The organism is Pseudomonas bohemica, assembly GCF_002934685.1.
GTDB classification, from domain to species: domain Bacteria; phylum Pseudomonadota; class Gammaproteobacteria; order Pseudomonadales; family Pseudomonadaceae; genus Aquipseudomonas; species Aquipseudomonas bohemica.
Window position 1 is genome coordinate 14,816 of record NZ_NKHL01000092.1, and the last position, 11,414, is coordinate 26,229.

At 59.3% G+C, this 11,414-nt stretch carries 10 protein-coding genes; 3 read left to right on the forward strand and 7 right to left on the reverse strand.

The features are described 5' to 3' along the window. The first annotated feature begins 165 nt into the window (after positions 1-165). Complete coding sequence (locus tag CE491_RS06995; RefSeq protein WP_110947622.1) at positions 166-1,107, forward strand: ketopantoate reductase family protein; 942 nt, start codon at positions 166-168, stop codon at positions 1,105-1,107. A gap of 166 nt (positions 1,108-1,273) precedes the next feature. On the opposite strand, the gene CE491_RS07000 is transcribed toward CE491_RS06995, so the two are convergent. Next, positions 1,274-2,518 (reverse strand): M20/M25/M40 family metallo-hydrolase, encoded by a 1,245-nt coding sequence (locus CE491_RS07000; protein ID WP_110947623.1) that lies wholly within the window; start codon positions 2,516-2,518, stop codon positions 1,274-1,276. A 180-nt stretch (positions 2,519-2,698) separates the two neighbouring features. On the opposite strand from CE491_RS07000, the gene CE491_RS07005 reads away from it, so the two are divergent. Further along, on the forward strand, positions 2,699-2,941 hold the full coding sequence (locus CE491_RS07005) for a DUF465 domain-containing protein (protein WP_110947624.1): 243 nt from the start codon (positions 2,699-2,701) through the stop codon (positions 2,939-2,941). Between the two features lie 302 nt (positions 2,942-3,243). Here CE491_RS07005 and csrA read toward each other — a convergent pair whose 3' ends face one another. The 3 genes from csrA to CE491_RS07020 form a co-directional block, all read right to left on the reverse strand. Continuing rightward, positions 3,244-3,432 carry a carbon storage regulator CsrA gene (gene csrA / locus CE491_RS07010; RefSeq protein WP_062380972.1) on the reverse strand — a complete coding sequence of 63 codons (189 nt, stop codon included), beginning with the start codon at positions 3,430-3,432 and terminating at the stop codon, positions 3,244-3,246. A gap of 515 nt (positions 3,433-3,947) precedes the next feature. Beyond that, a complete protein-coding gene (locus tag CE491_RS07015) occupies positions 3,948-5,300 on the reverse strand; it encodes a GntP family permease (RefSeq protein ID WP_110947625.1) in 1,353 nt (450 codons plus the stop codon). Between the two features lie 115 nt (positions 5,301-5,415). Continuing rightward, positions 5,416-5,931, reverse strand: coding sequence for a gluconokinase (locus tag CE491_RS07020; protein WP_199885021.1), 516 nt, complete (start codon positions 5,929-5,931; stop codon positions 5,416-5,418). 272 nt (positions 5,932-6,203) lie between these two features. Here CE491_RS07020 and gntR point away from each other — a divergent pair, with 272 nt between their 5' ends. After that, a complete protein-coding gene (gene gntR / locus CE491_RS07025) occupies positions 6,204-7,220 on the forward strand; it encodes an HTH-type transcriptional regulator GntR (RefSeq protein ID WP_110947627.1) in 1,017 nt (338 codons plus the stop codon). A gap of 155 nt (positions 7,221-7,375) precedes the next feature. Here the strand turns inward: gntR and CE491_RS07030 are convergent, their stop codons facing one another. The 3 genes from CE491_RS07030 to glcF all read right to left on the reverse strand — a co-directional run bounded on the left by CE491_RS07030 (position 7,376) and on the right by glcF (position 11,414). Further along, positions 7,376-9,553 carry a malate synthase G gene (locus CE491_RS07030; RefSeq protein ID WP_110947628.1) on the reverse strand — a complete coding sequence of 726 codons (2,178 nt, stop codon included), beginning with the start codon at positions 9,551-9,553 and terminating at the stop codon, positions 7,376-7,378. A gap of 186 nt (positions 9,554-9,739) precedes the next feature. Beyond that, positions 9,740-10,147 carry a heme-binding protein gene (locus CE491_RS07035; protein ID WP_110947629.1) on the reverse strand — a complete coding sequence of 136 codons (408 nt, stop codon included), beginning with the start codon at positions 10,145-10,147 and terminating at the stop codon, positions 9,740-9,742. Between the two features lie 43 nt (positions 10,148-10,190). After that, positions 10,191-11,414 carry a glycolate oxidase subunit GlcF gene (glcF, locus tag CE491_RS07040; protein ID WP_110947630.1) on the reverse strand — a complete coding sequence of 408 codons (1,224 nt, stop codon included), beginning with the start codon at positions 11,412-11,414 and terminating at the stop codon, positions 10,191-10,193.

An 11,414-nucleotide genomic window follows, 5' to 3' on the forward strand; every position in this document is an offset into this window, starting at 1 on the left:
CTGCGTGGCCCGGGATTTTTTTTGCCTGCGAGGCGGCAAGACGTCAGCGAATGCTGTGGAAAATTTATATGTCGGTCATCATGATATGTTGGATGGAGTCAGAACTTTCATCTATTCTGGGGTGTTCGGGCACCTCTGACCGACTCGATAAGGAACCAACACAAAATGCGTATTTTGATTGTGGGTGCGGGCGCCATAGGTGGTTATTTCGGTGGCCGACTGTTGGAAGCAGGGCGCGACGTGACTTTTCTGGTCCGCTCCGGACGGGCCGAAGAACTCGATCGCAATGGCCTGATCGTGCGCAGCCCGTTGGGCAATATTCTGTATCCGTCACCGCCCCACGTCATGGCGCCGATGCTTGATCGAACTTTCGATCTGATCCTGCTCAGCTGCAAGGCCTACGACCTGGACGCGGCCATGGATTCCTTCGCCGCAGCCGTCGGCCCCGAGACGCTGATCTTGCCCCTGCTCAACGGTATGGCGCATCTGGACCGACTGAGCGAGCGTTTCAGTCCGGACAATGTGCTGGGCGGGCAGTGCCTGATCTCTCTGGATCGTGATGCCTCGGGCGCGATCCTGCACTTGAACGATACCAATCAGTTGTCGTTCGGTGAACTGAGCGGTGCCTTGACGCCGCGAATTCTGAAAGTGGCAGAAGCTCTTACCGGCGCAGGATTTGACGCCAACCTGAGTCAGCAGATCGTTCAGGAGATGTGGGAAAAATGGTGTTTCATCGCTACTGCGGCAGGCATCACCGGCTCCATGCGCGCCAGCATTGGCGACGTGATCGCCAGCAATGGCGAGGCGCTGGTGCTCGATTTGCTGGCCGAATGTGCCCGTGTCGCCGAAGGCGCGGGCCATGCTCTGCGCAACGAGGTGCGCCAGCGTTTCCAGAGCATGCTGACCAGCAAAGGCTCGAAGATGACGGCGTCCATGCTGCGCGACATCGAGCGCGGGGCGCCCGTCGAGGTGGAGCACGTGATCGGCGACATGATCGGCCGGCGCTCGGGCGCTCATGAGCCTGCAAACGGACGGCTATCAGCGTTGGATTTCGTCTATCTGAACCTTAAATCCTACGAGACTCGGCGGTTGCGCGAGCAGGGTTGACGGCGAAACGTGAATCCATGAGCCAATGAGGACCTGTGGGAGTGGGCTTGCTCACGAAGGCGGACTGTCAGACGCTACATGTTAGACACGACATGTAATGTGAATGTCCTGGCTCTTCGCGAGCAAGCTCGCTCCCACAGGTGATCAGCGTTGACTCACCGGCTCATTACTTCGCCTTCGCCAGCTCCATGATCATCCGCGTCAGCAGGTAAATCCTCGGCGAGACACTGTCCACCTCGGCATACTCCTCGGGTGTGTGGATGTTGCCGCCGACGATGCCAAAGCCATCGAGCGTCGGCACGCCGACACCGGCCGACAGGCTGGCATCCGCCGCGCCGCCGCTGCCTTCGATGGTCAGCTTGCGACCGATCTCGCCGTAGATGCCTTGGGCAATGTCGACCAGCTTGTCCGATTCCGCGGTTTGCGGCATGGGGGGCAGACCACGGTCCAGGTGGGTGGTGACTTCGGTTTCCGGAATCAGCTTGTTGGCCGATACTCGCGCCAGGTCCTTCTCGATCCGGTCGAACTCTTCCGGCACCGCCGCGCGTACGTCAGCCTTCGCGGTGGCCTGGTCCGGAATCACATTGACCCGATCCCCGGCATTGAGCACCGTGAAGTTGATCGTGGTCTTCTTCTCGGGATCACCCAGTTTGCCCAGTTGTAATATCTGATGCGCAGCCTCCATCGCCGCATTGCGTCCAAGCTCAGGTGCCACGCCTGCGTGGGACGCTTTGCCCTTGACCTCGACCACCGCAGTGGCGCTGCCTTTACGCCACACCACCAGGCCATCGGCGGGACGACCGGGTTCCAGGTTCAGCGTCACGTCATGTTGCCTGGCGACTTTTTGAATCAACTCGGTGGCGCCGCTGGAGCCGGTTTCCTCACTGGCATCGAGCAGGAAGCTGATCTGCGCGTAGTCCTTGAAGTCCAGGTTCTTCAGAATTTTCAGCGCGTACAGACCGGCAACGATCCCGCCCTTGTCATCCATCACCCCAGGGCCGTAAGCGCGACCGTCCTTGATGATGAAGGGACGGGCGGCGGCGGACCCTTCCTTGAACACCGTATCCATATGCGCCATCAGCAGGATTTTCGCCTTGCCGCTGCCTTTGAAAGTGGCGACGACATGGCTGCTTTTATCCGGCGCGGTGTTGGGGATGGTTTCGATGGTCGCGCCGAGCTTTTTCAACTCGTCGACAACGATTACGCGCACCTGAGTCAGGCCCGGCTCATAACCCGAGCCAGTGTCGATGTTGACCAGTCGCTCCAGCAGTTTGAGCGCTTCGGCCTGGTACTGCTCGGCGTCCGCCTGCACCTGCTTGTTTGGCTCGGCGAACGCGGGGGCGGCGCAACCGAAAGCCAGGCCCAGCGTCAGGGCACTGGCGAGAACGGAACGGGCGAAGGGTGAAGTCATGGGTCGATCCTTGATTTTGTTTTCAAATGTGTCGGGTCACACCCTAGCGCTTTGAACAGGTTTGTGCATGTCGAAATGCGACGGTATCAGCAATCGGGCAGCTGCCTGGCAGAAACGTCGAACCTTCTCGGTGAACTACCCTCAATAACTCAATATCAGTCATCAGAGGAGCAGCGCACTATGCCGGTCAAGCACGATTTGTACGCGGATTTGGGTATCACCAAAGATGATCTGGGCAAGCATCGCAGCAAGGATGCCAAGCTCAATCAATTGGTGGATGACTACGAAGCGGTCGATGCCGATATTGTCAAGGCGGAGGCGGGATCAGCGGGCGACGTCTCGGATGATCAACTGAAGAAACTCAAGGAGAAGCGGCTGCTGGCCAAAGATAAAATCGTGCGGCAGCTGAGCGCCGCCAGCTGATTCTTTGTAGAAGCTGTAGGTCTCAACGGCGGATATTCCTCACGGGATACCCGCCGTTTTTTGTTTCTGCCACCAACGCCCGGGCGCCGCGACTCAACGTCTCGACGTGCGCAATAGAACGATAACGATAGTGGGTTTGGAGTTAACAAGACGCTGATGCGTTAGTTGGAATGCATGGAAACGGGGAGGGTTGATGGATCCAAATTCAATACAAAAAAAACGGCGTCGGGGTCTACGCCGTTGATTCCTGTCTGCCACCGGGAAGTAGCAGACCGACTTGCTAAGAAGATGAACCGGTTGGCTCACTGCGGCTCTTGATTCGGCGCAATCTCGGCTTGAATACGTTTGTAGATTTCTTCACGGTGTACTGAAACGTTTTTCGGCGCGTTGATGCCGAGCCTGACTTGAAGGCCCTGTACGCCCAGAATGGTGACGGTGATTTCATCACCAATGTTTATGCTTTCGCCGACTTTGCGGGTGAGTATCAACATAATCTTTTCCTTGATGGCCTCTTGAAGCGCCTCTACCAGGAGGCTGGCGTTAGCCTTTGGGTGATGGTGATTGCCGAGTGCATCCAAATGCGTTCATCAATATGACGCCGTTGGCACGATTTTAATTCCCCAGGTTCATCTTCTTGTCATTGGCATGGGTGCTCCTGAGGCCAAACGGCACGCGAATTTTGCCTGCTTTTGGCGGTAAGTCCTCGAAAGGATTGGCTATGACCCTGATAGCCAGATTCGGGGCGGCGCCTATTGCACACTCCTTTCGCATTTAATGCAAAGAACTCGTGCCGGGCGGTGATGAAATTTTCATTAGTCGGCCTGTACGTGATCTCCTGGAACATTGTAGGAGACATCCGAATTGTGTGACGGCAAAGTTCTAAAGCTGGGGAGAAATAGCGACAGGCTAATCGTTTGCGGGTATCGGGGGGGTACTCGGCGGCTGCGCCAACCTCAGAAACGACATGCCCACCGCGAGGGTGGGCATGGGTGCAGCGCTCAACGAATCAGACCACCAGCGACAACAGCATGATCAGGATGATACCGACCACGGACAGGATGGTTTCCATCACGGTCCAGGTTTTCAGGGTTTCGGCCACAGTCATGTTGAAATACTGTTTGACCAGCCAGAATCCGGCGTCGTTCACGTGGGACAGGATCAACGATCCTGCGCCGGTGGCCAGCACCAGCAGCTCGCGGTTGACGCCCGGCACCAGCGCCACGACTGGCGCGACGATACCGGCACCGGTGATGGTTGCTACGGTCGCGGAACCGGTGGCGACACGAATCACCCCGGCTACCAGCCAGGCTAGAAGGATAGGCGAGATCTGCGCCTGCACGGCCATGTGACCGATCAGGTTGCCGACACCGCTGTCCACCAGCATTTGTTTGAAGCCGCCGCCAGCACCGACGATCAGTATGATGGCGGCTACCGGCGCCAGGCTCTGGTCGAGCAGCTTGATGATCTGCTCACGACCGAAGCCGCGGGCCGAACCGAAGGTGTAGAACGCCAGCAGCAAGGCAAAGAGCAGGGCAGCGATTGGGTGCCCGATGAAGTCCATCCATATGCGGAAGATATGGCCGGTCGGCAGCGCCACGTCGGCGAACGTCTTGAGCAGCATGAGGAAGACCGGCAGCAGGATAGTGACCAGCGTGATACCGAAGCTTGGCAGGTTCTCGTTGGTCGATTCCTTGGCAATCTGGTCCATTAGCTCTTTGGACGGATTACCGGGGATACGCTTGGAGATCCAGTTGCCGTAGATGGGGCCGGCGATGATCGCGGTAGGAAGGGCAACGATCAGACCGTAGAAAATGGTCTTGCCGATATCAGCGTTGAAGATGCCGATGGCCAGCAATGGGCCCGGGTGCGGCGGAACAAGGCCGTGCACCGCCGACAGTCCAGCCAGCAGCGGGATACCGATCTTGACGATGGACACACCGCTGCGTCGGGCAACGATGAATACCAGCGGGATCAGCAGCACGAAGCCGATTTCGAAGAACAGCGGGATGCCGACCAGGAATGCGGAAAACATCATCGCCCAGTGCACGCGATCCTTGCCAAAGCGGCGGATGAGTGTCTGGGCGATCTGGTCGGCGCCACCGGAGTCGGCCATCAGCTTGCCGAGCATGGTGCCAAGGCCAAGGATGATACCGACGAAGCCCAGTACGCCGCCGAAACCGTCCTGGAACGATTTCATAACCTTGTCGACCGGCATGCCGGAGGTCAACCCGAGAAAACCCGAAGCAATGGTCAGTGCAATAAAAGGATGGACTTTGAACTTGGTGATCAGCAGCACAAGGCCAATGATCGTTACCAACGCATCGACGATTAGATACGTGTCTTGAGTCATACCGAACATGGGGTGTCTCTCCGTTGTATTTTGTTTTTTTGGAGCTACTGCTCAGCGCCGTGGTTCACTGCCGTGTGTACAAAAGAAGACAGCGCTATCTTTGTTGCTCACGCCGAATCTTCAATCAGGAGCCGGTGAGAGCGGTGGCAGATGGGGTTTGCGATGCGATCCACCAGTTGGCCGCTTCGGCACCAATGGTCTCGATCGACTTGGCGGCGTCGACCACTAACGTACGGTCTTCACCATACGGCGGTTCGAGGGTCGCGAACTGGCTGTCGACCAGACTGGCCGGCATGAAATGCCCTGGACGGTGTGCGCAACGTTCGCTCGCCAACTCCTTGGTCAATTCCAGAAACACGAAGCCCAGGCCCGGAACGGCTGCGCGCAGACGATCGCGGTAGATGCGCTTGAGGGCAGAGCAGGTCAGAACCGGTTTTTCGCCGTTGCTCACGGCTTTGGCAACTTCTTCACCCAGGCGGGTCAGCCAGCCGGCACGGTCTTCGTCATTGAGGGGATGGCCAGCGCTCATCTTTTCGATGTTGGCTTGCGGGTGAAAGGCGTCGCCTTCGATCAGACGTCCACCGCTGTTCTTGGCAATTTCAGCGCCGACAGCGCTTTTGCCGCAGCCGGAAACACCCATCACCACGAGGGCGGATATAGCATTTGGAGCAGTAGTCATAAAAACCTCGTCCCGAAGACAGCGCTGTCTTTGCCAGATGGTGTGCAAGTCCGGCAAGACTGTTTCCGGGTGTAGTCATTGTTATGGGTATCTCGCTGATCCATGAGATGCATAGTCTTCACTCGTCGATACGATCGAAGAAAGTTGCGGGCCTCCGTGAGATAGCGCTACCTTAGAGCCCATCCGACACAATCGCAACCCCTTCGGCTTTACTTCCAATCAGTTGGCAACGCATGACACGCATTGGTTCCCGCTCCACCGGTCGTCCCACTCTCAACGAAGTCGCAAAACTGGCTGCCGTTTCGCCCATAACTGCGTCACGGGCCCTGCGCGGTGTCGCTACAGTGGCGCCGGAACTGGTCGCGAAAGTGCGCGCTGCTGCGCAGAGTCTAGGCTATGTCGCCAACCCTGCCGCACGGGCGCTGGCGTCCTCGCAAAGTCAGTCGGTGGTGGTGCTGGTGCCGTCGTTGTCCAACCAACTGTTCATCGAAACACTTGAGGCGATTCAGACCGTCTTGCGCCCTCGTGGCCTGGAAGTGGTGATCGGCAACTACCACTATTCGCCTGTGGAGGAAGAGAACCTGCTGCGCAGTCATCTGGCGAACCGTCCCCGAGGCATCATGCTGACTGGCTTCGATCGCAGTCAGGCGGCGCAACAGTTGTTGGCCGCCAGCGGCGTACCTTGCGTGCACATGATGGAGCTTGATCCTGCCCGTGCAGAGCCGTGCGTGGGGTTTTCCCAGCAGCAGGCCGGTGCAGAGGCGGCCCGGCATCTGTTGGGTCGAGGGCGTCGGCGTCTGGCCTATGTATCGGCGCAACTGGACCCGCGGGTGATCCAGCGCGGCACCGGTTTTCGCAGTGCGCTCGAAGAGCAAGGGCTGTACGACGAAACCTTGCAGATGGCCTCGCCACTGCCTTCATCGATCGGCCTGGGAGGGGAGTTGTTCGCTCGTCTTCTGGCTGAGCATCCGGACGTGGATGGAGTGTTTTTCTGCAACGACGATCTGGCTCAAGGCGCAGCTCTGGAAGCGCTGCGTCGCGGGATCAAGATCCCGGAGCAAGTGTCGCTGATCGGCTTCAATGACCTGCCGGGCTCGGCGCACATGGTCCCGCGCCTGACCTCGATCCGCACCCCCAGGGAACAGGTCGGCCAGCGCGCCGCGCAATTATTGCTCGGGCTGCTGGATGGCAATGTCCAGGAGGCTCAAGTCGATCTGGGGTTTGAGTTGGTGGTGCGGGAAAGTACCTGAAGCGTTGGACGAATCTCTGCAGGATGCTGAGCACTCTGTGGGAGCTTGTGGAGTTACGGCAGTGGCGAAGGCGGCCTGTCTGACACACCGCTTTCACCACTGTCGTAACCTCAAGAAGTTTTCACAGGTCTTGCAACGTTCCGCAGATAGCCTTATCAGCTCTCTTTCTTGAACGCCAACCGGAACTGATGCAACAACGGCTCGGTATACCCGCTCGGCTGTTCGCGCCCTTTGAATACCAGTGCGCATGCCGCCTGGAACGCCATCGACTTGTCGAAGTTCTCCGCCATCAGTCTGTAGGCGGAATCACCGGCATTCTGCTTGTCCACCACCTTGGCCATGCGCTTAAGGGTCTCCAACGCGTAGTGATCGTCGATCACTTTGTGGCGCAACCAGTTGGCAATATGCTGGCTGGATATGCGCAGGGTAGCGCGGTCTTCCATCAGGCCGACGTTGTGAAAGTCCGGTACTTTCGAACAGCCCACGCCTTGCTCGACCCAACGCACCACATAGCCCAGCAGGCCTTGAGCGTTGTTTTCGACTTCCTCGCGGATTTGGTCCTGAGTCCATTTCGGGTCGGTGGCCACAGGAATGCTCAGCAGATCCAGCAGGATTTCCTCGCTCACGCTGTCCAGATCGACCTTCTCCAGATCCTGCTGCACCGCCTTCACATCCACCTTGTGGTAGTGCAGCGCGTGCAACGTGGCGGCGGTCGGCGAGGGCACCCAGGCCGTGGTTGCGCCGGCTTTCGGGTGGGCGATTTTCTGCTCCAGCATGTCGGCCATCTGATCGGGCATCGCCCACATGCCCTTGCCGATCTGCGCCCGACCGCGCAGGCCGCACGCCAACCCTACCAGCACGTTGCTGCGCTCGTAGGCCTTGATCCACGGCGTGGCTTTCATGTCTCCCTTGCGCAGCATCGGGCCCGCCTCCATCGAGGTGTGCATCTCGTCGCCGGTGCGATCCAAAAAGCCGGTGTTGATGAATGCCACCCGTGCCGACGCCGCATTGATGCATGCCTTCAGATTGACACTGGTGCGCCGCTCTTCGTCCATGATCCCCATTTTCAGGGTATTGCGCGGGATCTTCAGAACGTCTTCGATGCGGCTGAACAACTGATCGGCGAACTTCACTTCCTCGGGGCCGTGCATCTTCGGTTTGACGATGTACACGCTGCCAGCCCGCGAGTTGGTGCGATTGTGCAGGTCATGCAGGGCGATCAGGCTGGTGATCACGCCGTCGAGGATACCCTCGGGAATTTCCTTGTTGCCGTCATAAAGAATCGCCGGGTTGGTCATCAGGTGACCGACGTTGCGGATGAACAGTAACGAGCGACCGTGCAGCGTGATGCGGCTGCCGTCGGCGCCGGTGTATTCGCGGTCGGGATTGAGGCGGCGAGTCAGGGTCTTGCCGCCCTTGACCAGCTCTTCGGTCAGGTCGCCTTTCATCAGGCCCAGCCAGTTGCGGTAGATCACCAGCTTGTCGTCGGCGTCGACGGCAGCCACCGAGTCTTCGCAGTCGATGATGGTCGACAGCGCGGCTTCCAGCAGCAGGTCTTTGATACCCGCGGGGTCGGTACTGCCGATCGGGCTGGTGGGATCGATCTGGATTTCGATGTGCAGGCCGTGGTTCTTCAGCAGAATCGCCTTAGGTTGCAGCGCCTGGCCCTGATAACCGACATATTTTTCAGGTTGTGCCAGACGCGACTGGCTGCCGTCGGCGAGGGTCACCAGCAGTTCGCCGCTGTCCACGGCGTAGGCCTTGGCATCGACGTGGGAGCCGCTCGCCAGCGGCGCGGCTTCATCCAGCAGGGCGCGAGCGAACGCGATGACTTTGGCACCACGCAACGGGTTGTAACCGGCCTTGATCTCCGCGCCATTGGCGCTGGAAATCACGTCCGTACCGTACAGCGCGTCATACAGCGAACCCCAGCGGGCGTTGGCGGCATTCAATGCATAGCGAGCGTTGGCGGCAGGGACGACCAATTGCGGACCAGCCTGCTCGCTGACTTCGATATCGACCTTGCTGGTGGTTGCCTGAACCTCGCCTGGCACCTGTTGCAGGTAGCCGATGGAGTCCAGGAAAGCGATGTAGGCGGGCATGTCGGTGACCGGCCCAGGGTTGGATCTGTGCCACTTGTCGAGCTGAGTCTGCAGACGCTCGCGCTCGACCAGCAGATCAGCGTTGATCGGCGCCAGGTCGTGGACCAGCGAGTCGAAGTCAGCCCAGAAAACCTCCGGGCTCAGCCCTGTTCCGGGAAGCACGTCCTCGTCGACAAAGCGTTTCAGATTGGCTGCCACCTTGAGGTTATGGCAGGTGACGAATTCGGTCATCTCGGCTCTCCATCATGAAATTTTATATGCAGCCCTGGGTGCTGGCGGGACGGGTATTTTTTGCATCTCGCTTACCGTGCAGGAATGCGCTTGCCCGCGATGGCGATATCCCCGTGACATCTATGCTCACTGGCACGACGTCATGGCGGGCAAGCGTGCTCCTACAGAAGGTGGCGGCGTATACGCTTACCCCGCATTCACCGCTGCAAGCCCGGCCTTGGCCACCTGCGCGTCCTGGTCGGCCTTGACGCCGGACACGCCGACGGCGCCGATGGTCTCGCCATCCACGATCAGCGGCACGCCACCTTCCAGAGAGGTCAGCAAGGGTGCCGTGACGAATGCGGTGCGCCCGCCGTTGACCATTTCTTCGTAACCTTTGGATTCACGACGGCCCAGTGCCGAGGTACGGGCCTTTTCGATGGCGATATAGCCGCCAATCGGCGCGCAACCGTCCAGACGCTCGAAACCCAGCAGATGGCCGCCGTCATCGGTCACGGCAATGGACACCGCCCAGCCATTGGCCTGGGCCTCTTTACGGGCGGCGGCGAGGATCTGGGTCACTTCGGTCTGGGTCAGTACGGATTTGGTTTTCATGCAGCTCTCCTGAGGATTGTCGTAAATGATCAAGACGCCCCACTCAATTTGGATGCAAGGCGTCTTCAATGAGTTCGATCCAATGCTTGACGGGGGTACGTCCGGCGCTGGCAAGGTGGGTCTGACAACCGATGTTGGCGGTAGCGATGACTTCCGGTCTGCCGCTTTCCAGCGCGTTCATCTTGTTGTCGCGCAGCTGCCTGGACAGCTCCGGCTGGGTGATCGAGTACGTGCCGGCCGAGCCACAGCATAGGTGACTGTCGGGCACCGTGGTGAGATTGAAGCCCAATCGGGTCAACACCGACTCTACCGCGCCACCGAGTTTCTGCGCATGTTGCAGGGTGCAAGGGCAGTGAAAGGCGAGTTTGGCGCCGGTACAGGCGCCGAGTTTTTCCAACGGTTCGGCACGCAGGATCTCCACCAGATCCTTGGTCAATGCGCTGACCTTCGCGGCTTTTTCAGCGTAGGCCGGGTCATCGCGCAACATATGGCCGTAATCCTTGACGAAGGCCCCGCAACCGCTGGCGGTCTGCACGATCGCTTCGGCACCGGCCTGAATACCGGGCCACCAGGCGTCGATGTTACGCCGGGCGCGTTCCAGGCCCTGTTCCTGAGCATTGAGGTGGTAGTCCACCGCGCCGCAGCAACCGGCCTGAGCGATGGATTTGACGCTGATGCCCAGCCGGTCCAGCACCCGCGCCGTCGCAGCATTGGTATTCGGCGACAGCCCGGGCTGCACGCAACCTTCCAGAATCAGCACCTGACGCACATGTTGCTGGGTCGGACGTGGCTTGGGCGGGCGAATGTTGTCGGGCAGCTTGGATTTGAGACTGCCAGGCAGCAGTGGACGGAACGAATTGCCCATCTGCGTCAGCGTCTTGAACAGCCCGGCGTTGGGCACCACGGCGCGCAGGCTCTCGCGCAACAGGCGCTGACTCATCGGCCGTGGCACAGCGGCATCGACCACGGCGCGGCCGATGTCCAGCAGGTTGTGATAGTTGACGCCCGAAGGGCAGGTGGTCTCGCAGTTGCGACAAGACAGGCAACGGTCCAGATGCAGCTGGGTTTTCTCGGTGACTTCCTTGCCTTCGAGCACTTGCTTGATCAGATAGATGCGTCCGCGCGGGCCGTCCAGCTCGTCGCCCAGCAGTTGATAGGTCGGGCAGGTGGCGTTGCAGAAACCGCAGTGCACGCAGCTGCGCAGAATGCTTTCGGCTTCTTCGCCACGGGGCAGGCTTTTCGCATGTTCGCTCAGGGTGGTCTGCAT